This is a genomic window from Microbacterium festucae (assembly GCF_025421715.1).
Taxonomy (GTDB): Bacteria; Actinomycetota; Actinomycetes; order Actinomycetales; family Microbacteriaceae; genus Microbacterium; species Microbacterium festucae.
Genome location: NZ_JAOEFC010000004.1, coordinates 76,578 through 97,117, shown reverse-complemented (window position 1 = coordinate 97,117; position 20,540 = coordinate 76,578). Strand labels below are relative to the sequence as shown.

Below are 20,540 nucleotides of genomic sequence, written 5' to 3'. Positions count from 1 at the left end.
TGCCGGCGCTCCCGAGGCCGTTCGCTCGGCGTCACCTCGTGCACTCGGCATCCGCGGGGGGGGTGTCAGCGGGCCATGTGGCGGGCGGCGATGAGGCCGAAGACGCTCGCGGGGCCGAGGGTGGAGCCGGGGCCGGGATAGGTGTGCCCCATGACCGCGGCGGAGTTGTTGCCCGCCGAGTAGAGGCCCTCGATCACCGAGCCGTCGGCGCGCAGCGCCCGCGCGTGCGCATCGGTGACGACGCCGCCCTTCGTGCCGAGGTCGCCGATGACGACCTCGTAGGCGGTGAACGGTCCGCGTTGGAGGGGAGCGAGGTTGTTGTTCGGGTGGATGGTGGGGTCGCCGTAGTAGCGGTCGTACGCGGAGTCGCCGCGGTGGAAGTCCTGGTCGCGTCCGGTGCGCGCATACCCGTTGAACGTGTCGACCTCGGCGAGGAACACCGCCCGGTCGACGCCGATCTTCGCCGCGAGCTCGTCGAGGGTCGGAGCGGTCACCTTGATGCCCTGCGCGGCCATCTTCTTCGCCGCGCCGGGCTCGGCCGCGAAGGTGAGGAAGTACCGCTTCGTGTAACGGCGGTCGAGGATGAACCAGTACGGGCCGACGGCGCCGTCGTGTTCGAGCATGTGGTGGCCGAGGTCGACGTACGACTCCGACTCGTTCGCGAAGCGGCGCCCCTCCTTGTCGACGATGATCGAGTACGGCATCGACCGCTCCCCCACGATGAACGAGCTGAGCCCGCCCTCGACCGGCCGCACCGTGGCGCCCCACCACGCGTCGTCCATGTACTCCAGCGCCGCGCCGACCTCGACGGCCATGTCGATGCCACCGCCGAGCGCACCCGGTGAGCCGGCCGGATTCCCCTCGACGCCCTGCAGCCGCTTGCGCCGCTCCTTGTCGCGGTCGAACCCGCCCGCCGCCAGCATCACGCCACGCCGCGCCCGCACGGTGACGGTCTCACCGCCGCGCTCGACCTCGACGCCGACGACGCGGTCGCCCTCGACGACCAGCCGGCGTGCGGGGGCGTTGAGCCACAGCGGCACCTTGCCGTCGACCACGACGACTTTCGCCAGCGCCGCGGCCAGCGCGCCGCCCATGCCCAGCAGCATCCGCCCGCGCACGAGTCCGCCCAGCGTGCGGAACACCAGCCGCACCCCCTGCCAGAAGCCCGACCAGGTCGACCATGCCCGGCCGAGCCGGTACATGTCGCTGTTGAGCATCGGGAACGGCAGCAGCGCCCGCGACTTCTTGCGCCAGTGGCCGATCAGCTTCGCGTCGAACGGTCGCAGCTCGATCGAACGACCGATCTTGCCGCCGGGCGCCTCGGGGTAGTAGTCGGGGTAGGCGGCCGCGCGAATCCACTCGAACCCGTAGCGCTCGGTCGTGAGCACGAAGTCGGCGACGCCGTCGACGAAGGCCTCTTTGCGCGCCCGGTTCGACGAGACGCCCGGCTCGCCCACAGTCGCGTCGAGATAGCGCAGCGCCTCTTCGCGGGAATCGCGGGCGCCCTCGCGCTGCATCACGGGGCTGTGGGGCAGCCACAGCCCACCGCCCGACATCGCAGTGTTGCCCCCGAAGCGGTCGGTGCTCTCGACCATCAGCACGCTCAGGCCCTCATCCAGCGCACCGAGCGCGCAGGCGAAGGCGGCCGCGCCCGATCCCACGACGACCACGTCGTACTCGAGGGCGGATGCCGACGGCCCGGGGGCCGCCGCGGGGGCGGGCGCGGCTGCGGGAGCGTGGGCCTCGGCGGCAGCGGGCGCGGCGGGGGCCGCGGGGGCGGACGGGGACGCGGCGTCGGGTACGGCGTCGGAAGCGGCCATGAATCCTCCTTGATCGATGACGCCCTCATATTACGTAACGGACCGTTCCGTGAATATTGCTACCGTCGGCGACATGGCAGGGCAGGCGGCGACGGGGCGCGGACGCGGGGCCGTGCGCAGCGAGGCGGCCCGCATGGCGATCCTGGCGGCCACGGCATCCCAGCTCGCCGAACGCGGGTGGGATCAGCTCACCATCGAGGGGATCGCCGCGGCAGCCGGCGTCGGCAAGCCGACCATCTACCGGTGGTGGCCCTCCAAGAGCGCCCTGGTCGCCGAGGCGCTGCTCGAGGGGCTGCTCACCCCGTTCGAGCCCGAACCCGTCGACACCGGCGACCTGCGACACGACCTGATCGCCTGGCTCGAGCCCGTGCTCGCCCTCGCCCCCGAAGAGACCGCGCTCACCCGCTACATGATCGCCGCGGCGGCCGAAGATGCGGTCATCGGTCGGCGCCTCGACGCCGCCCTGCCCGGTCAGCGCATGCTCACGGAGTGGCTCGTGCGGGCGCGGGAACGCGGGGCGCTGCCCCCGCACACCGACATCGACGCGGCCGTCGACGCGCTCGTCGGTGTCGTGGTCATCCGCGTGCTGCGTCGCACGCCGCCGGCGCCGGGAGCCACGGCATCCCTCGTCGACACGGTGCTGCCGCACCTGGCGGGGAACGCGGGCGCGGCGCCGGATCAGTCGAAGCCGCGCTCGCGGTAGAGGTCGATGCTCTCGCGCAGGGCGGCCAGCACATAGGGCGGGAACGCCATGCCGCGCTCGTGCGCCCACAGCAGCTGGGCCTCGATGCGCCCCACCTCGCGCGCATAGCGGTCGAGGTCGGCGTCGAAGCCGAGCGCGGTGACCACCCCGCCCATCTGGGCGCGGTAGCGGTCGTGCCCGTTGACGCCGACGAGGTTGTAGGTCCTCTCCCGCAGCACGCGCGCCAGGTACAGCTGCCAGGGCCGCAGCGCCCCCGACTGCACCAGCTGCGTCGCACTCATCCGGTAGAACGCGAAGTGCCCGGGCTCCTGGCGGCGGATCGGGGCGATGATCGTCTCGGCGATCGCCGTCTCGCCGAGCCCCGTCATCCCGTCGTGGATGATGTTGTAGGCCAGCACCGCCTGCCGCTCGGTGCTCGCACCGGTGAGGTAGTAGAGCAGCCGGGCGATGTCCTGGATGGCCGAGAAGTGGGCCAGCGCGCCCATCACCTTCATCTTCGCCGACACCTCCAGCTCGGGGGTCGCCGCCGGCCGCCCGAGGTCCTGCTGCAGCCGGTCGAGGATGAGCCCGTGCTGGATCTCCTGCGGCTGCCACACATCGGCGTAGAACATCCGGTCGACCTCGCTGACGTCGGGCAGCAGCACGAGCAGCTCGAGCACGTTGCGGTCGACTTCCAGCTCGACCCGCGCGAGGTAGTCGATGACGTGCCCGTAGCGGGCGGCGACGGCGGCGGGGTCGTGCACCTCGCGGTCGACCGAGGCCAGCGCGAGGGGCGGATGCTGCTCGCCCAGGCGCTGCACGTGCTCGAGAATCCGCTGCGTCGTGATCGGCTCCGACATGCCCCCATGATGCCCGCGATCCGACCGGGCGGGGGCCGCGGTCGCGGCATGTGATCGTATACGATGCCCGCGACGGCGGGCTATACTCGGCCCTGTCCGGCGACGACGACCGTCACCGGTGCTCGCAAAAGGGGCACGCAGCCGCCCGCCGCAGTGACGCGGGGCGCGCGAGACACATACGGCATCCCTTCCTCGATCCCGTCTTCGGAGCCTCCATGCCCACCGTGTCCGCGCACGTCGCCCTCACCCTCGCCCGCCACATCGACCACGTCTTCGGGGTCATGGGAAACGGCAACGCCCACTTCCTCGACGCACTCGAACGCGCCACCGACGTGCACTACACGGCCGTGCGGCACGAAGCCGGCGGGGTCGTGGCCGCCGACGCCCACTTCCGCGCCGGGGGCGGGCTCGCCGCGGCCACCGCCACCTACGGCGCCGGGTTCACCAACACGCTCACGGCGCTGGCCGAGGCGGTGCAGGCGCACGTGCCGCTGATCCTCGTCGTCGGCGACGAACCGACCTCGGGGCCGCGCCCGTGGGACGTCGACCAGATCGCACTGGCCTCGGCCGTCGGCGCGCGCACCTACACGGTGGGGCGGGCCGATGCCGCGGCCACGACCGTCATCGCCATCGAACACGCCCTGTCGTACCGGGTGCCCACGGTCCTCGCCATCCCCTACGACGTCGCGAAGCTCGACGCCGGGCCGGTGCCCGAGGCCCCGGATCCGCGGCTTCCGGCGCCGCTGGCACCCGCGGGTGCGTTCGCCGCGGCGACCCTCGCCTCGATCGCCGACGCCCTCGCGGGCGCGGAGCGTCCCCTGCTGCTGGCCGGCCGCGGCGCCTGGCTGGCGGGGGCCGGCGCCGCGCTCGACGACCTCGCCGCGGCCACCGGCGCCGTCACCGCGACCACGGCGCTCGGCCGCGGGGTCTTCTCGCACCCCGAGCACGACCTCGGGGTGACCGGCGGTTTCGGCGCGGAACCGGCCATGGACCTCATCGGCCAGGCCGATGTGGCCGTCGTGTTCGGCGCCTCCCTCAACCAGTTCACGATGCGCTTCGGGGCCCTCTTCTCCCCCGGCACCCGCATCGTGCAGGTCGATACCGCTCCCGCCGCCACCCACCCGCACGTGGGCACCTACCTCCGCGCCGACGCCGCCGTCGCCGCCCGCGCTCTCGTCGACGCCCTCGCCGGCCGGCCCGCGCGCGGGGCCGGGTGGCGCGACCGCGTCGACGCGGCGGGGCTGCGCACCTACGCGCGCGGCGACGGAACGGCATCCGACGGTCGCCTCGACCCGCGCACGGCGGCCGCCCGCATCGGCGAGCTGCTGCCCGCCGATCGCGTGGTGGTCTCGGACGGCGGGCACTTCATCGGCTGGGCGAACATGTACTGGCCGGTGGCCGCGCCCGACCGGATGATGATGGTCGGCACCGCCTACCAGTCGATCGGGCTCGGGTTCCCCTCGGTCGCCGGCGCGGCCCTCGCCCGGCCCGACGCGACCGTCGTGCTCACCACGGGCGACGGCGGCGGGCTCATGGCACTCGCCGACCTCGAGACCGCGGTGCGCGTCGCCGCCGGCCGGGGCGTCGCGGTGGTGTGGAACGACAACGCCTACGGCGCCGAGATCCACCTGTACGGCGTGCAGGGCCTGGCCCGGGCCCCGATGATGATCCCCGAGGTCGACTTCGCCGGCCTCGCCGCCGCCGTCGGCGCCGAGGGCGTGGTCGTGCGCACCCTCGACGACCTCGACGCGCTCGCGCGCTGGGCGGCGACCCCCGTCGCCGACCGGCGCTTCCTGCTGCTCGACCTGCGGATCTCCGGCGCCGTGCGCGCCCCCTACCAAGACGAGATCCTGCGCGTGAACTCCTGACCTCCTGGTCTCCGGGGTCGGGCTCGGCGCCCCTCCCGCGAAACTCCTCCATTCCGGGCGGCCCTGCGCACACCGCCCGCGTGATTCCGCAGGCGCCGCGAGCCGCGGCCCGCGGATTGGAGGAGTTTCGCGGCGGGCGGGCGGCGCGGCGCGGGACCGGAGCGTGCGCCCGTAGGGCCGGCCGCGCCGAGCACCGTCGCTCCATGCCCAGGCACACCGGCGCGGGCCACCCGTCCGTCGCCGATCACCGCCGTCCTGTCCGCGAAACTCCTCCATTCCGGGCGCCCACGCGCCCACCGCCCGCGTGATTCCGCGGGCGCCGCGAGCCGCGGCCCGCAGACTGGAGGAGTTTCGCGGCGGGCGGGCGGCGCGGGACCGGAGCCGGCGCCCGTAGGGCGCGGCGCGCGCCGCGGACCACGCGGCAGACCGGTGACGGGTAGGGCCGGTCCCACGAACTGAAGGCGTTTCGCGGCGGGCCCGCGGGCGGGTCAGGGGGTGGGGCGGAGGGCGCGGGCGAAGAATGCGGCGAGGTCGGCGGTGGCCTCCAGCGGCAGCACGGCGGCGACGTACTGGTCGGGGCGCACCACGACGACGACCCCGTCGCGCGAGAGGCCGCGCTCGTCGAAGATGTCCACCGGGTTCCAGGCGCTGGGCGCCGCGGCGAAGACCTTCTCGGCGTCGACGAGCCCGAGCGGTCCGCTGCGCGGGCGGAAGAGCCCGGGCACCCGCGCGACGTCGACGTCTTCGTGGGCCTGCTGGTAGACGACCTTCACGTCGAAGACCGCGTCGAGATCGGCGCCGGCGGGGGTGTGCACGGCGATCGGGCCCGCCGGCCCGGCTGCCCAGTGCGCCCACGCGGCCAAGGCCGAGGGCTCCCCCGCGGCGGGCGCGTCGGCGAAGGCGTACACCCGCCAGCGGCCGTCGGCCCGGGCGTGGTGTCCCAGGTGCACGACGTTGCCGTCGGCGACCAGCGAGACGGGGGCGCTGTGGAACCGCTTGCCGACGGGGAAGCCGGCGGCGAGCTGCTGGTGCGCGGCATCGGCGACGATCGTCGACGGCCCGTACTGCGTCATGAACCCCGACGGGAACTCGGCCGTGGCCAGGTAGTAGGTGGCCAGCTCTGCGGGGTCGGAGATCTCTTCGGGCTTGCGCGCCATGAGCGTCGACCACTCGCGGTCGAAGTCGATGAGCTGCTGCGCGACGGGGCGCCGCTCGCTGGCGTAGGTGGCCAGCAGCTGCGGGTCGGCGAGCCCGGTGAGCACATGCCCGAGCTTCCAGCCCAGGTTGAAGCCGTCCTGCATCGACACGTTCATGCCCTGTCCGGCTTTGGCGCTGTGGGTGTGGCAGGCGTCGCCGGTGAGGAAGACGCGCGGCGGCCGGTCGCCGCCCGCCTCGACGTCGTCGAACCCGTCGGTCACGCGGTGGCCGACCTCGTACACGCTGTGCCAGACGACCTCCTTCACGTCGATGGCATACGGATGCAGGATGGCGTTGGCCTTCCGGATGACCTCCTCGAGCGGCGTCTCGCGCACGCGGTGCGCGTCGTCCTCGGCGACGGCGCCGAGGTCGATGTACATCCGGCTGAGGTACCCGCCCTCGCGCGGGATGTGCAGGATGTTCCCCGCCGACGAGTTGATGGCGCACTTGACGCGCCAGTCGGGGAAGTCGGTGTCGACGAGCACGTCCATGACGCCCCAGGCATGCAGGGCGGCGCTGCCGGTGTGCACGCGTCCGATCGCCTCGCGCACCCCGCTGCGGGCGCCGTCGCACCCGGCGACGTAGCGGGCGCGCACGGTGCGCTCCTCGCCGGCGCGGGGCCCGGTGAGGTGCCGCACCCGCACCTCGACGGGGTGGGACCCGGTCTCGTGCACGGTCAGCGAGACGAACTCCACGCCGTAGTCGGGCGCGATGCGTCCGGGGCCGTGCGCGGCGGCTTCCGCGAAGTAGTCGAGCACCCGCGCCTGGTTGACGATGAGGTGCGGGAACTCGCTGATCTGCAGCGCGTAGTCCTCGGTGCGCGCCGTGCGCACGATGTTCTCCGGCGCCGCCGGGTCGGGCCCCCAGAAGTTCATGTAGGCGATGTTGTAGGCCTCGGCGACGATGCGCTCGGCGAACCCGAACGCCTGGAAGGTCTCGACGCTGCGCGGCTGGATGCCGTCGGCCTGGCCGCGGACGAGTCGCCCGTCCCGTCGCTCGATGATGCGCGTGGTGACGGCGGGGAACTGCGAGAGCTGCGCGGCCAGCAGCATCCCCGCCGGCCCCGACCCGACGATGAGCACGTCCATCTCGTCGGGGAGGTCGTCGGGGCGGTCGATGCCGCTGCCGGCGGCGGGGAGCACCCGAGGGTCTCCCGACACGTAGCCGTGGTGGTGGAACTGCATGCTCGTCGATCCCTTCGCGACCGGTGACGCTGCGGCGTCCGGGTTCTCCGCAGTCGGGGCCTCAGGCCTTGGCCAGGCCGTAGATGGGGCTGTGGGCCTGCTCGGCCTCGTGATCGGGGCCGAGCGGGATGCCGCTGCGGTCGCGCAGCAGCAGCGTGGCGATGAGTCCGAGCAGGGTCATGCCGGCGAGGTACCAGGTGACGCCCTGCGTCGAGCCGGTGCTCTGCACGATGGCCGTGGCGATGGTCGGGGCGAACGCGCCGCCGAGGATGGCGCCGATGGCGTAGGAGATCGAGACCCCCGAGAAGCGGATGGAGGCCGGGAACAGCTCGGCGTAGAGCGCGGCCTGCGGGCCGTAGGTGAATCCGAGCCCGACGGTGAGGATGACCAGGCCCAGGGTGAGGTTCGCGAGCGAGCCGCTGTCGACGAGCGGGAACAGCAGGATCACGCCGGCCAGCTGCAGCACCCACCCGATGAGGTAGGTGGTGCGGCGGCCGATGCGGTCGGACAGCCAGCCGGCGATCCAGGTGAACACCAGCCACGACACCGCCGACAGCGTGACGGCGCCGAGCACGTCGGAGGTCGCCAGGCCCACGGGACCCTCGGGGTCGGTCGCGTAGCGCTGGATGTATCCGCCCGTCGTCATGTACCCGACCGCGTTGTTGCCGGCGAAGACGAATGCGGCGATCACGACCAGCAGCGCGTGGCCGCGGAACAGCTGCACGATCGGCATCCGCGTCTCTTCTTTGCGCGCGGCGAGTTCGGTGAACACGGGGCTCTCTTCGACACGGCGGCGGATGTAGTAGCCGACGAGGATCAGCACGACCGAGAGCAGGAACGGCACGCGCCACCCCCACTCGAGGAACGCGTCACCGGGGGCGATCAGCGCCATGAGGCCCATGACGCCGGATGCCAGGAGCAGACCGAGCGGCACGCCGATCTGCGGCGAGGCGCCGAACATGCCGCGCTTGGTCTTGGGCGCGTGCTCGACGGCCATGAGCACCGCACCGCCCCACTCGCCGCCCGCCGAGATGCCCTGCAGGATGCGCAGGAAGATCAGCAGGATCGGCGCGGCGATGCCGATCGCGGCATATGTGGGCAGGAGGCCGACGAGCGTGGTCGCGACGCCCATGAGGATGAGGGTGAGCATGAGCACCAAGCGGCGCCCGTACTTGTCGCCGAGGTGCCCGGCCAGGAACGCGCCGAGCGGGCGGAAGAGGAAGCTGATGCCGACGGTGAGGAACGACAGGATCTGCGCGATGCCGTCGCCGGCGGGGCCGAAGAACAGCTGGCCGAACACGAGCCCGGCCGCCGAGGCGTAGATGAAGAAGTCGTACCACTCGACGGTGGTGCCCACGACGGTGGCGAAGACGACCCGGCGGCGGTCGGCGTGGGTGGCGATGGTGCCGGTGGGCGTGAAGCCCTCGGGCGTGCGGCGGGAGGCGGGTGCGCTCATGGTCATTGACTCCTGTGTCAATTCGACGTCGTTGTCGGCCGGGCGAGGGGGCGCTGTGCGCGGAGCCCGTGGATGCTTGCCCGGTCGAGAGTGATCATATACGATTTGAGATACGACGCAAGAGCGAGGGAGCTCATGACCACGGATCACACCAGCGCCGACCCGCGCTTCGCCGGCCTGCCGGCACGCCCCGGCAAGATCGTCGCGGTGCACCTGAGCTACGAGTCGCGCGCCGCCCAGCGGGGCCGGCGGCCGGCAGCCCCGTCGTACTTCTTCAAGCCGTCGAGCTCGGTGGCCGCCTCGGGGGGCACCGTCGAGCGCCCCGCCGGCACCGAGCTGCTGGCCTTCGAGGGCGAGATCGCCCTGGTGATCGGTCGGCCCGCCCGCCGCGTGCCGGCGCACGAGGCGTGGGAGCACGTGGCGTGGGTGACGGCATCCGACGATCTCGGGCTCTACGACCTGCGCGCGGCCGACAAGGGCTCCAACGTGCGCTCGAAGGGCGGCGACGGCTTCACCCCGATCGGTCCCGACCTCATCGACGCACGCACGGTCGACCCGGCGGCGCTGCGCGTGCGCACGTGGGTGAACGGCGCCCTCGCGCAGGAGGGCACCACCGACGGGCTGCTGTTCCCCCTCGCCCAGATCGTCGCCGACCTCTCGCAGCACATGACCCTCGAGACCGGCGACGTCATCCTCACCGGCACACCGGCCGGATCGTCGGTGGTCGCCCCGGGCGACGTGATCGAGGTCGAGGTCGACGCCCCCGCCACCGGCGCCCGCAGCGGCCGCCTGGTCACCACCGTCGTCGCGGGGCCCGACATCGCCTTCGACCCGGCGCTGGGCGCGCTGCCCGCCGTCGACGACACCCAGCGCAGCGAGGCCTGGGGCACCCCGGCGGATGCCATGGCGACACCGGCCGACGACACCTCGGCCCCGGCCGATGCCGCCTCGACACCTGCGGATGCCGGAGCACTCACGCCAGAACTGCGCGCCAAGCTGCTCGACGCACCCGTCGCTGCGCTCTCGCAGCAGCTGCGCAAGCGCGGGCTCGACAACGTCTCCATCGACGGGGTGCGCCCCCTGCATCCGGGGGCGAAGCTCGTCGGCACCGCCCGCACCCTGCGGTTCGTGCCGAACCGCGAAGACCTCTTCGCCGGCCACGGCGGCGGGCAGAACGCGCAGAAGCGCACGTTCGATGCCGTCGGCGCCGGCGAGGTGATCGTGATCGAGGCGCGGGGCGAGACGGGCTCGGGCACCCTCGGCGACATCCTCGCCATCCGCGCCCACGCCCGTGGTGCGGCGGGCATCGTCACCGACGGCGGCGTGCGCGACATCGACGCCGTGACCGCCGTCGGCCTGCCCGTCTACGCCGCCGGCGCCCACCCCGCCGTGCTCGGGCGCCGCCACGTGCCGTGGGACCACGACCTCACCATCTCGTGCGGCGGGGCGACCGTGCAGCCGGGCGACATCATGGTCGGCGACGCCGACGGCGTGATCGTCGTGCCACCTGCACTGGCGGCCGAGATCGCCGACGCGGCGCTCGCGCAGGAGACCGAGGACGCCTGGATCGCCGCGCGCGTGGCCGAGGGCCACCCGATCGCGGGCCTGTTCCCCATGGATGCCACCTGGCGCGCCCGCTACGACGAGGAGACCGCCCGATGACCGACGTCGAGACCGCCACCGGCACCGCCACCGCCACCGCCACCGGCACCGCCACCGGCAGCAAGTCGCAGGCCGCGTACGAGTGGATCCGCGAGCGCATCGCCCGCCACGAGTACACGCCCGGTTACCGGCTCGTGCTCGGGGCGATCGCCGCCGAGCTCGACATGAGCGTGGTGCCGGTGCGCGAGGCGATCCGGCGCCTCGAGGCCGAGCATCTCGTCACGTTCGAGAAGAACGTCGGGGCCCGCGTCTCGGTCGTCGACGAAGACGAGTACGTGCACACGATGCAGACGCTCGGGCTCCTCGAGGGCTACGCCACCCGCCTGGCCGCGCCGCACATCACCGCCGACGACCTCGCGCACGCCGCCGAGATCAACGCGCGCATGCACCGCCTGCTCGACGACTTCGACGCGCACGTCTACACCCAGCTCAACCAGCGCTTCCACGCGGTGCTGTTCGACCGCTGCCCCAACCCCGACGTGCGCGATCTCGTGCAGCGCACCTGGGGTCGCCTGTCGGGGCTCCGCGACACGTCGTTCTCCCTCATCCCCCACCGCCCCCGGCACTCGGTCGAGGAGCACGACCACATCCTCGACCTCATCCGCACCGGCGGCGACCCGACCGAGCTCGAACTGACCACCCGCAACCACCGGCTCCGCACGCTCGACGCGTTCCTCGACGCGCGGCATCCGGAGACCCCCCACCGATCGGAGCTGTCATGACCGGCGCACGCACCACCCCGGCCCCCGCCCTCGACCGCCGACACGTTCCGGCGGATCTGCCCGACCGCATCCGCCACTACATCGACGGCGCCTTCGTCGACTCGGTCGACGGCGCCACCTTCGACGTGCTCGAACCGGTCTCGAACGAGGTCTACGTGCAGGCCGCCGCCGGCGGCGCCGCCGACATCGACCGGGCCGTCGCCGCCGCCACCCGCGCCTTCGACGAGGGGCCGTGGCCGTGGATGCTGCCGCGCGAGCGCTCGCGGGTGCTGCACCGCATCGCCGACATCGTCGAGTCGCGCGATGCCCGCCTGGCCGAGCTCGAGTCGTTCGACTCGGGCCTGCCGATCACCCAGGCCCTCGGACAGGCCCGCCGCGCCGCCGAGAACTTCCGGTTCTTCGCCGACCTGATCGTCGCCCAGTCCGACGACACCTTCAAGGTGCCCGGCCGCCAGATCAACTACGTCAACCGCAAGCCGATCGGGGTGGCCGGGCTCATCACCCCCTGGAACACGCCGTTCATGCTCGAGTCGTGGAAGCTCGGCCCGGCACTGGCCACCGGCAACACCGTCGTGCTCAAGCCCGCCGAGTTCACGCCGCTGTCGGCGTCGCTGTGGGCGGGCATCTTCGAAGAGGCGGGGCTCCCGCAGGGCGTGTTCAACCTCGTGCACGGGCTGGGCGAGGATGCCGGCGACGCCCTGGTGAAGCATCCGGGGGTGCCGCTCATCTCGTTCACCGGCGAGAGCGGCACCGGCCGGCTCATCTTCGCCAACGCCGCCCCCTTCCTGAAGGGGCTGTCGATGGAGCTCGGCGGCAAGTCGCCGGCGATCGTGTTCGCGGATGCCGACCTGGAGGCCGCCGTCGACGCGACGATCTTCGGGGTGTTCTCGCTCAACGGCGAGCGCTGCACCGCGGGCAGCCGCATCCTCGTGCAGCGGGACGTCTACGACGCGTTCGTCGAGCGCTACGCCGCCCAGGCGCGCCGGGTGCGGGTGGGCTACCCCCACGACCCGGCCACCGAGGTGGGCGCGCTCGTGCACCCCGAGCACTTCGCGAAGGTCATGGGCTACGTGGAGATCGGCAAGACCGAGGGGCGTCTGGTCGCCGGCGGCGGACAGCCCGAGGGCTTCGCCTTCGGCAACTTCGTCGCCCCCACGGTGTTCGCCGACGTCGCCCCCGAGGCCCGCATCTTCCAGGAGGAGATCTTCGGCCCGGTGGTGGCCATCACCCCCTTCGACACCGACGAGGAGGCCCTCGCCCTCGCCAACGACACGAGATACGGCCTCGCCGCGTACGTCTGGACGAACGACCTGAAACGCGCCCACACCTTCGCCCAGGCCATCGACTCGGGCATGGTGTGGCTCAACTCGAACAACGTGCGCGACCTGCGCACCCCGTTCGGCGGGGTCAAGGCCTCCGGACTCGGCCACGAGGGCGGCTACCGCTCCATCGACTTCTACACGCACCAGCAGGCGGTGCACATCACCCTCGGCGAGGTCCACAACCCCACTTTCGGCCGCACCTGACCCGGTGGGCCGGGGACTCCGGGGCTCGGGGGCTCGGGGGCTCGGGGGCTCGGGGAGGGTTCGGGGCCCGGGGGCTCAGGGGCTCCGGGGCTCCGGCGCTCGGGTCCGCTCCCCGCCCCACCCGGGCCCGCCCCACCGGCCGCCGAGTGTCCAAGACACGCGGCACGACGGCATCCGACACCGCGTGTCTTGGACACTCGGCACGTCGGGGACACCCGGGGCACAGAGGCACCGAGGCCCCCGCACCTCGGGCACACCCGGGGCACCGAACACCCGGGACACCGGACACCCGGGGCACCGGACACCCGGGGCACCGGACACCCGGAGCACCGAGCACCGCACACCCGGGGCACCGCACAGACAGCACGACTCACGAAAGCAAGGACGCTGACATGACCGCACACCGCGACCAGATGACCCTGACGTCATCGGGGTTCTACGTCTCGCAGGAGGCGCCGATCCACTCCGACAACCCGGTGACCACGCCGCAGGCCACCCCGCCCGACATCCTGCGCTGCGCCTACATGGAGCTCGTCGTCACCGATCTCGCCGCGTCGCGCGAGTTCTACGTCGACGTCCTCGGTCTCTACGTGACCGCCGAGGACGACGAGGCGATCTACCTGCGCTCGACCGAGGAGTTCATCCACCACAACCTGGTGCTGCGGCGCGGCCCGATCGCCGCCGTCGCCGCCTTCTCGTACCGGGTGCGCAGCGCCGACGACCTCGACCGCGCCGTCGCGTTCTACACCGAACTCGGATGCCGCGTCGAGCGGCGCCCCGAGGGCTTCGTCACCGGCATCGGCGACTCGGTGCGCGTCGAAGACCCCCTCGGCTTCCCCTACGAGTTCTTCTTCGAGACCACCCACGTCGAGCGCCTCAGCTGGCGCTACGACCTGCACACCCCCGGCGAGCTCGTGCGCCTCGACCACTTCAACCAGGTGACCCCCGACGTTCCCCGGGCGGTGCGGCACTACCAGGACCTCGGCTTCCGGGTGACCGAAGACATCCAGGACGAGGCGGGCACCGTCTACGCCGCCTGGATGCGCCGCAAGCCCACGGTGCACGACACCGCGGCCACGGGCGGCGACGGCCCGCGCATGCACCACGTCGCGTTCGCGACGCACGAGAAGCACAACATCCTCGCCATCTGCGACAAGCTGGGCGCCCTGCGACGCTCGGATGCCATCGAGCGCGGCCCCGGCCGCCACGGCGTCAGCAACGCGTTCTACCTCTACCTGCGCGACCCCGACGGGCACCGCGTGGAGATCTACACGCAGGACTACTACACCGGCGACCCCGACAATCCGGTGGTCACGTGGGACGTGCACGACAACCAGCGCCGCGACTGGTGGGGCAACCCCGTCGTGCCCAGTTGGTACACCGAGGCGTCGCTCGTGCTCGATCTCGACGGCAACCCGCAGCCGGTCGTCACGCGCACCGAGTCGTCGGAGATGGCGGTGACCATCGGCGCCGACGGCTTCAGCTACACGCGGCGCGACGACGCCGCGGGTGCCGGCACGGGGACTCGCGGCGAATCGGGGCCGGGCACGGGCGGCGAGTTCAAGCTCGGGAACCAGCTGTGACCCTCCCCGCCGCGACAATCGCGCGGCTGGCCGACGAGCTGGCCGCGGCCGACCGCGCGCACAGTGTCATCCCGCGCATCACCGCGCGGCATCCGGATGCCACGGTGGAGGACTCGTACGCCATCCAGGCCGTCTGGCGCGACCGGATGGTGGCCGCGGGACGGCGGCTCGTGGGCCGGAAGATCGGCCTCACCTCGAAGGCGATGCAGCAGGCCACCGGCATCACCGAGCCCGATTACGGTGTGATGTTCGACGACACCGTGCACGAGGACGGCGCCGAGATCGCCGTGGACCTGTTCTCGAACGTGCGCGTCGAGGTCGAGCTGGCCTTCGTGCTCGCCCGGCCGCTGGAGGGGCCGGACTGCACCCTCGCCGACGTGCTCGCCGCGGTCGCCGAGGTGGTGCCGGCTCTCGAGGTGCTCAACTCCCACATCGAACTCGAGGGGCGCACGATCGTCGACACGATCAGCGACAACGCCGCCTACGGCGCGATGGTGCTCGGACGCACGCGCAAGCGCGTCGACGAGGTCGACCTGCCGTGGGTGCCCGGCGTGCTCAGCCGCAACGGCGAGATCGAGGAGACCGGCGTCGCCGCCGGGGTGCTCGGGCATCCCGCGAACGGCGTCGCGTGGCTCGCGAACAAACTGCACCAGCACGGTGACAGACTCGAGGCCGGGGAGATCATCCTCGCCGGATCGTTCACGCGGCCGATGTGGATCGCGCGGGGCGACCTCGTGCACTGCGACTACGGACCGATGGGGACCATCACATGCCGCTTCGTCTGACACCCACCTTCCGCGACGACCTCGCCGCCGCCGGCCGGCCCCTCGCCGGGGCCTGGGTGTGCGCCGGGTCGCCGCTGGTGACCGAGATCGTCGCCGGCGCGGGCCTTGACTGGATGCTCATCGACATGGAGCACTCCCCCAACGGCCTGGCATCCGTACTCGCGCAGCTGCAGGTCACCGCGGCCTACCCCACCACCCCGGTGGTGCGGGTGCCGATCGGCGACGTCGTCACCATCAAGCAGGTGCTCGACCTCGGCGCCCAGAATCTGCTGGTGCCGATGGTGTCGTCGGCCGCCGAGGCCGAGGCCGTCGTCGCGGCCGTGCACTACCCGCCGCGCGGGCGCCGCGGTGTCGGGTCGGCGCTGGCCCGCTCGGCGCGCTGGAACCGTGTCGAGCACTACCTCGAAGAGGCCGAGGACCACGTCTCGCTGTTCGTGCAGATCGAGACGGCGGAGGCCGTCGACAACGCGGCCGAGATCGCCGCCGTCGACGGGGTCGACGGCGTGTTCGTCGGCCCGAGCGACCTCGCCGCGTCGATGGGCCTCATCGGTGCGCAGACGCACCCCGACGTGACAGCAGCGGTGCTGCGCACGTTCGCCGCCGTGCGCGCGACCGGCACACCCGTCGGCGTGAACGCCTTCGACCCCGACGTGGCCCAGTCCTACATCGACGCCGGCGCGGACTTCGTGCTCGTCGGCGCCGACGTCGCCCTGCTCGCCCGCGCGACCGAGCAACTCGCCGCACGGTGGGTGCCGGCATCCGACGGGCGCAGCCCCGCCTCCTACTGAGCGGCCGGGGCGGCGGGGGCAGGTCGGCGGGGTCGGGTCGGGTCGGGTCGGGTCGGGTGACCATCCGTCGGACCGGTGGTGCTGGTGTCACCTCCCGAGTCCCACCAGGCGACACAGGACCCACCGCTCCGACGGATGGTGCCGTGGGCCCGGAAGAGGCCGGCGCCGACGACAATCTTGGGCTCGTTGAGGCGCCCGTCGCTTCCCTGGGCACCGCCGCCCGGCGGTCGCCGACTCCGTGAGCGCAGTCGTCCGGCATCCGCCGCGTCAGGCGCCCATCCGTCGGACCGGTGGTGCTGGTGTCACCTCCCGAGCCCCACCAGGTGACACCGGACCCACCGCTCCGACGGATGGTGCAGCGCACGCCTCATCGGAGACATCTCCACCCGGAGGTTTTCGCTCCGGGTCGGTAGGATCGCGTCATGAGCGGCGATCATCCCGAGCCGGCGCGCCCGCGCGGCAGCTACGCGAAGGGCGTCGCGCGCCGTCAGGAGATCCTCGACCGGGCGATCGAGGTGTTCGCCCAGCGCGGCGGTCAGCAGACCAGCCTGCGCGCCATCGCGCGCGAGGTCGGTGTGACCCACGCCGCCCTCACCCACTACTTCGGATCCCTCGAAGAGCTGCTGGTCGCCGTCTACCGCGAACCCGAGCAGCGCAGCGACGCCACCCCCGCCCCGCCCGAGGTGAGCCCCGCCGAGATGATGCGCGTCTCGGCCGAGGAGAACCGCGCCGTGCCGGGGCTCGTGCAGCTGTACTCGACCCTGGTGGCGATGGCCGTCGACGGCACACACCCCGTCGCCCAGGAGTTCGCCACCGCACGCTTCGCCCGCCTCCGCGCCGAGCTGACCGAGCGCGTGCGGAGCCTGCAGGCCACCGGCGCGCTGCGCGCCGACCTGGATGCCGAACTGGTCGCGGCGCTCGTCATCGCGGCATCCGACGGCTTGCAGACCCAATGGCTGCTCGACGCCTCGGTCGACCACGAGGCCGCGCTCGCCATGCTCGACCGCCTGCTCGCACCCCCGCGCTGACCCGCGCCCCCACCCCCACCCGCCCCGACCCGCCCCGCCCCCACCCGCCCCGCGAGAGAACAACACGGCGCCGAGGGAACGGGTGTCAACCGTTCCCTCGGCGCGCAGGTGTTCTCTCGGCGACCGGGGGGAGACCGGGTCAGAGGGTGGCGGCGAAGGGGTCGAAGTCTTCGGGCAGCAGCGGCACGGGGGCCACGGTGCTGGCGATGGCGACGGTCTGGCCGGTGGCGGCGGACTCCTCGGCCGACAGCAGCACGTCGAGCACGTGGAAGCCCAGCTCGCCCGACGCGACGTGCGGGCGGCCCGCGGCGATCGCGCGCACCATGTCGAGGGCGCCGAGCCCGCGGCCCACCTCGATGTCGTCGTGCTCGATCTCGACCCAGGTCTGCTCGAACGACATCCCGTCGCGCAGCACGCCCAGCGGCGCGACGACGGCGATGCGACCCGCGAACTGGTTAGGGTCGGGGATCACGATGGTGCCCTCGGTGCCGTGGATCTCGACGATCCCGTGGCGCTCGAGCGCCGAGTCGAAGCTCAGCAGGCTCTGCGACTGGGCGCCCGACTCGAACGCGGCGATCACCTGCATCGTCGAGGGGACCTCGACGGGGAAGGTGGTCCCGGCGTTCGGACCGGTGTGGATCTCCCGCTCCTCGCGCGCCTTCGTGCCGAACGCCGACACCCGGGCGACCGGGCCGAACAGGCTCACGAGCGCCGAGAAGTAGTAGGGCCCCATGTCCAGCAGCGGGCCCGCGCCCTGCGCGAACAAGAAGCCGGGGTTCGGATGCCACAGGTCGGGGCCCTGCGTCTGGAACACCGTCTGGGCGAACAGCGGGCGCCCGATCCGGCCCTCTGCGATGGCGCGGCGCGCGGCCTGGAAGCCCGGGCCGAGCAGGGTGTCGGGGGCCGAGCCGACGCGCACGCCGGCCGCCTCCGCCTCGCGCAGCAGAAGTGCGGCGCCCTCGCGGTCGAGCCCGAGCGGCTTCTCCGACCAGACGTGCTTGCCAGCGGCGACCGCACGGCGCGAGACCTCGATGTGCGCGGCGGGGATGGTGAGGTTGATGACGAGGGCGACGTCCGGGTGGGCGAGCACGTCGTCGGCGCTGCCGAAGGCCGGCACCCCGTGCTTCTCGGCCTGGGCGCGCGCCCGGTCGAGGTCGAGGTCGCCGACGATCAGCACCTCGGTGTCGGGGAAGGCGGCGAGGTTCTCGAGGTACGTGTCGCTGATGACGCCGACGCCGATGACGCCGATTCCGACCGCGGTCACCGGACGAACCCGCCCTCGGTGAGGAACGCGTAGCTGGCGGCGATGTCGGCGAAGACCTCACCGGGCGCGTTGTCGTACTCGATGACCGCGTACTTCACGGCGGTACCGGCGCGCAGCGCCTCGGCGAGGGGCACGTCGCCCTCGCCCGGACGACGCTGGTCGAGGCTCGCCGAGCCGAACTCCGCGGCATCCGGCCCGAACGGGTTGACGGCGGGGGCGATGCCGTCCTTCACGTGCACGGCCACGAGGCGGTCGCCCAGCAGCGAGACGAGGCCCGTGGCATCCTGGCCGCCGACGATCGCCCAGTAGAGGTCGAGCTCGACCGCGACGCGCTCGTCGGTGAGCGCGACGAAGCGCTCGAAGGCGGTCTTGCCGTCGAAGTCGGCGACGAACTCCTGGGCGTGGTTGTGGTAGCCCACGCTGAGGCCGAAGCCGGCGGCGACGTCGATGAGACGGTTGAGACGGTCGGCGATGTCGGCGACGCCGTCGGCCGTGAACCAGCGCTCGGGCGCGACGAACGGGTCGATGACGGTCGTCATGCCGATCTTCGCGGCGGCCTCGAAGACCACCTCGGGCGCGGGGGTCGGGATGGAGCCGTCGGGCGTCCAGAGCTCGTCGGACAGCAGCGGGGCGTGCCCGGTGGGCGAGGCCAGACCCGAGGCGTCGAGCGCCGCGCGGATCTCGTCGGGACGCCGCACGAAGTCGAACGCCTCGACGTTGCGCAGCCCGATCGCTGCGAGCTTGTCGAGCGAGCCGCCCATGTCGGCCGTGAAGGCGTCGGCGAGGGTGTAGAGCTGGACGGATGCTTCCGGCCGGGGGTTTTCGGGCAGGGCCACGATGACCTTCCTTTCTGGCGTGCGCGAGGACACCGGTGGTGTCGCGGCCAGGATAGCAGAAACCTCCAGGTGGAAGTTTTACGTTTCGTGTCGGATGCGACGCGTCAGAGCGCGACGAAGTCGAGCTCCTGGAACTCCGCGACCTCGGGCACCCACCGCGTGCGGACGAACCCCACGTGGGCCGGGTGCTCGTTGTAGGCCTGGTAGGCCGTCTCGTCGGCGAAGGTCATCGAGAACTGGTGGGTGAGCGTGCTCTTGGGGCTCACCTGCCGACGGATCTCGAAGTCACCCACGCCGGGGATCGCGGTGAGGGCCTCGCGGCCGTCGCGCAGGAACGCCTCCGCCTCGGCCGAGCCGTCGGGGTGGATGAGCCGGAAGACCACGGTGTGCTGAATCGCCATGCATCCAGCGTAGACACGACCAGGCGTCCGGGGCCCGGATCAGGCGTGGGTGCCGCCCGGGGCGAGCTCGCCGACCGGCACCGCGGCCGTCAGCACGTTCTCGGGCGGCGCGAGCGGGCACGCCCACGCCGGGTCGTAGGCGCACGACGGGTTGTACGCGAAGTTGAGGTCGACGACGATCGTGCCCGTGGTGGGGTCGGCGCCGAGGTCGGCGCCCTTCACGGTGTCGAGGACGTAGCGGCCTCCGCCGTAGGTCCCGCCCGGGCGACCGGCGAGCGCGTCGCGCACCGGCAGGAACAGTCCGCCGCCGTACGACGCGAGGCGCCAGACATCGAGGGTGCCGACCTCGCCGAGGCGCACGGTGCCGATGCGCTCGAAGGGCACGATGCCGTCGGTGCCGGTGGGCACCTCCAGCATCCGCGGTTCGGCGGGCTCGATCCGGACCTCGAACCGCCATGCCGGGTCGTAGGGCGCGACGGGCAGACCCGCGAAGCCGGCCCGATCGTCGGGCAGGAGCGGCGACGCGGGGTGCGTCGCCAGCAGCGCGTCGCGTTCCCGCACCCAGTGGGCGTGACCCTCAGCGGGAGACGCGGCCGCCCGCACCTCGGCGTAGAGGGCGAACACCCGGCGGCGCCACTGCGCCACCTCCAGCGCGGTGCGGACTGTCGTGTCGGTCATCCTGCGAGGCTACGCCCGCGCCCCGGAGGCGGGGGCGGGGCGGGGGGTCAGGCTTGCCGCGCCATCCGTCGGAGCGGTGGGGCTGGTGACCACTCCGGCGGCACACGAGGCGACAGCAGCACCACCGGCCCGACGGATGGTGCGGCGGGCCTCCGCCGACAGGGCACGAGCCACCCGGGTACCGGCAGACCCTCCCACCC

17 protein-coding genes are annotated in these 20,540 nt (G+C 72.8%); 9 read left to right on the top strand and 8 right to left on the bottom strand.

The features are described 5' to 3' along the window. Positions 1-65: 65 nt before the first annotated feature. Positions 66-1,820: an FAD-binding protein gene (locus tag N3K63_RS13270; RefSeq protein WP_261580667.1), complete on the bottom strand. Its 1,755-nt coding sequence runs from the start codon at positions 1,818-1,820 to the stop codon at positions 66-68. A gap of 73 nt (positions 1,821-1,893) precedes the next feature. On the opposite strand from N3K63_RS13270, the gene N3K63_RS13265 reads away from it, so the two are divergent. Continuing rightward, on the top strand, positions 1,894-2,523 hold the full coding sequence (locus tag N3K63_RS13265; protein ID WP_261580666.1) for a TetR/AcrR family transcriptional regulator: 630 nt from the start codon (positions 1,894-1,896) through the stop codon (positions 2,521-2,523). Here N3K63_RS13265 and N3K63_RS13260 read toward each other — a convergent pair. Further along, complete coding sequence (locus N3K63_RS13260) at positions 2,499-3,362, bottom strand: GTP-binding protein LepA (protein WP_261580665.1); 864 nt, start codon at positions 3,360-3,362, stop codon at positions 2,499-2,501. The two genes, N3K63_RS13265 and N3K63_RS13260, sit on opposite strands and share 25 nt — an antisense overlap. A gap of 215 nt (positions 3,363-3,577) precedes the next feature. Here N3K63_RS13260 and N3K63_RS13255 point away from each other — a divergent pair, with 215 nt between their 5' ends. Continuing rightward, positions 3,578-5,230: a thiamine pyrophosphate-binding protein gene (locus tag N3K63_RS13255; RefSeq protein ID WP_261580664.1), complete on the top strand. Its 1,653-nt coding sequence runs from the start codon at positions 3,578-3,580 to the stop codon at positions 5,228-5,230. A gap of 488 nt (positions 5,231-5,718) precedes the next feature. Here the strand turns inward: N3K63_RS13255 and N3K63_RS13250 are convergent, their stop codons facing one another. Both N3K63_RS13250 and N3K63_RS13245 read right to left on the bottom strand, forming a co-directional pair. After that, positions 5,719-7,611: an FAD-dependent monooxygenase gene (locus N3K63_RS13250; protein WP_261580663.1), complete on the bottom strand. Its 1,893-nt coding sequence runs from the start codon at positions 7,609-7,611 to the stop codon at positions 5,719-5,721. Between the two features lie 61 nt (positions 7,612-7,672). Further along, positions 7,673-9,067: an MFS transporter gene (locus N3K63_RS13245; RefSeq protein WP_261580662.1), complete on the bottom strand. Its 1,395-nt coding sequence runs from the start codon at positions 9,065-9,067 to the stop codon at positions 7,673-7,675. Positions 9,068-9,202: 135 nt separating this feature from the next. On the opposite strand from N3K63_RS13245, the gene N3K63_RS13240 reads away from it, so the two are divergent. From N3K63_RS13240 to N3K63_RS13210, 7 genes are all read left to right on the top strand, one after another. Continuing rightward, complete coding sequence (locus N3K63_RS13240; protein WP_261580661.1) at positions 9,203-10,729, top strand: fumarylacetoacetate hydrolase family protein; 1,527 nt, start codon at positions 9,203-9,205, stop codon at positions 10,727-10,729. Then, positions 10,726-11,451 carry a GntR family transcriptional regulator gene (locus N3K63_RS13235; protein WP_261580660.1) on the top strand — a complete coding sequence of 242 codons (726 nt, stop codon included), beginning with the start codon at positions 10,726-10,728 and terminating at the stop codon, positions 11,449-11,451. The genes N3K63_RS13240 and N3K63_RS13235 overlap by 4 nt, the downstream gene beginning before the upstream one ends. Further along, complete coding sequence (gene hpaE, locus N3K63_RS13230) at positions 11,448-12,977, top strand: 5-carboxymethyl-2-hydroxymuconate semialdehyde dehydrogenase (RefSeq protein WP_261580659.1); 1,530 nt, start codon at positions 11,448-11,450, stop codon at positions 12,975-12,977. Before N3K63_RS13235 ends, hpaE begins: the two co-directional genes overlap by 4 nt. 392 nt (positions 12,978-13,369) lie before the next feature. Beyond that, entirely contained in the window at positions 13,370-14,560 is a 1,191-nt protein-coding gene (gene hpaD / locus N3K63_RS13225) for a 3,4-dihydroxyphenylacetate 2,3-dioxygenase (protein WP_261580658.1), read from the top strand. Further along, positions 14,557-15,345 carry a 2-keto-4-pentenoate hydratase gene (locus N3K63_RS13220; protein WP_261580657.1) on the top strand — a complete coding sequence of 263 codons (789 nt, stop codon included), beginning with the start codon at positions 14,557-14,559 and terminating at the stop codon, positions 15,343-15,345. Before hpaD ends, N3K63_RS13220 begins: the two co-directional genes overlap by 4 nt. Beyond that, entirely contained in the window at positions 15,330-16,133 is an 804-nt protein-coding gene (locus N3K63_RS13215) for an HpcH/HpaI aldolase family protein (RefSeq protein ID WP_261580656.1), read from the top strand. The genes N3K63_RS13220 and N3K63_RS13215 overlap by 16 nt, the downstream gene beginning before the upstream one ends. A gap of 422 nt (positions 16,134-16,555) precedes the next feature. Further along, on the top strand, positions 16,556-17,161 hold the full coding sequence (locus N3K63_RS13210; protein ID WP_261580655.1) for a TetR/AcrR family transcriptional regulator: 606 nt from the start codon (positions 16,556-16,558) through the stop codon (positions 17,159-17,161). Positions 17,162-17,300: 139 nt separating this feature from the next. On the opposite strand, the gene N3K63_RS13205 is transcribed toward N3K63_RS13210, so the two are convergent. From N3K63_RS13205 to N3K63_RS13190, 4 genes are all read right to left on the bottom strand, one after another. Beyond that, positions 17,301-18,425 (bottom strand): Gfo/Idh/MocA family protein, encoded by a 1,125-nt coding sequence (locus N3K63_RS13205; protein ID WP_261580654.1) that lies wholly within the window; start codon positions 18,423-18,425, stop codon positions 17,301-17,303. Beyond that, positions 18,422-19,186: a sugar phosphate isomerase/epimerase family protein gene (locus N3K63_RS13200; protein WP_261580866.1), complete on the bottom strand. Its 765-nt coding sequence runs from the start codon at positions 19,184-19,186 to the stop codon at positions 18,422-18,424. The genes N3K63_RS13205 and N3K63_RS13200 overlap by 4 nt, the downstream gene beginning before the upstream one ends. A gap of 179 nt (positions 19,187-19,365) precedes the next feature. Next, positions 19,366-19,662 carry a Dabb family protein gene (locus N3K63_RS13195; RefSeq protein ID WP_261580653.1) on the bottom strand — a complete coding sequence of 99 codons (297 nt, stop codon included), beginning with the start codon at positions 19,660-19,662 and terminating at the stop codon, positions 19,366-19,368. Positions 19,663-19,701: 39 nt separating this feature from the next. Then, positions 19,702-20,340 carry a DUF1684 domain-containing protein gene (locus N3K63_RS13190; protein ID WP_261580652.1) on the bottom strand — a complete coding sequence of 213 codons (639 nt, stop codon included), beginning with the start codon at positions 20,338-20,340 and terminating at the stop codon, positions 19,702-19,704. Positions 20,341-20,540 lie beyond the last annotated feature (200 nt).

Excerpts from the sequence above, each read along its gene's own strand:
- N3K63_RS13270 (WP_261580667.1), bottom strand. The coding sequence starts at position 1,820 with ATGGCCGCTTCCGACGCCGTACCCGACGCCGCGTCCCCGTCCGCCCCC.
- N3K63_RS13265 (WP_261580666.1), top strand. The coding sequence starts at position 1,894 with ATGGCAGGGCAGGCGGCGACGGGGCGCGGACGCGGGGCCGTGCGCAGC.
- N3K63_RS13260 (WP_261580665.1), bottom strand. The coding sequence starts at position 3,362 with ATGTCGGAGCCGATCACGACGCAGCGGATTCTCGAGCACGTGCAGCGC.
- N3K63_RS13255 (WP_261580664.1), top strand. The coding sequence starts at position 3,578 with ATGCCCACCGTGTCCGCGCACGTCGCCCTCACCCTCGCCCGCCACATC.
- N3K63_RS13250 (WP_261580663.1), bottom strand. The coding sequence starts at position 7,611 with ATGCAGTTCCACCACCACGGCTACGTGTCGGGAGACCCTCGGGTGCTC.
- N3K63_RS13245 (WP_261580662.1), bottom strand. The coding sequence starts at position 9,067 with ATGAGCGCACCCGCCTCCCGCCGCACGCCCGAGGGCTTCACGCCCACC.
- N3K63_RS13240 (WP_261580661.1), top strand. The coding sequence starts at position 9,203 with ATGACCACGGATCACACCAGCGCCGACCCGCGCTTCGCCGGCCTGCCG.
- N3K63_RS13235 (WP_261580660.1), top strand. The coding sequence starts at position 10,726 with ATGACCGACGTCGAGACCGCCACCGGCACCGCCACCGCCACCGCCACC.
- hpaE (WP_261580659.1), top strand. The coding sequence starts at position 11,448 with ATGACCGGCGCACGCACCACCCCGGCCCCCGCCCTCGACCGCCGACAC.
- hpaD (WP_261580658.1), top strand. The coding sequence starts at position 13,370 with ATGACCGCACACCGCGACCAGATGACCCTGACGTCATCGGGGTTCTAC.
- N3K63_RS13215 (WP_261580656.1), top strand. The coding sequence starts at position 15,330 with ATGCCGCTTCGTCTGACACCCACCTTCCGCGACGACCTCGCCGCCGCC.
- N3K63_RS13210 (WP_261580655.1), top strand. The coding sequence starts at position 16,556 with ATGAGCGGCGATCATCCCGAGCCGGCGCGCCCGCGCGGCAGCTACGCG.
- N3K63_RS13200 (WP_261580866.1), bottom strand. The coding sequence starts at position 19,186 with ATGGGCGGCTCGCTCGACAAGCTCGCAGCGATCGGGCTGCGCAACGTC.
- N3K63_RS13195 (WP_261580653.1), bottom strand. The coding sequence starts at position 19,662 with ATGGCGATTCAGCACACCGTGGTCTTCCGGCTCATCCACCCCGACGGC.
- N3K63_RS13190 (WP_261580652.1), bottom strand. The coding sequence starts at position 20,340 with ATGACCGACACGACAGTCCGCACCGCGCTGGAGGTGGCGCAGTGGCGC.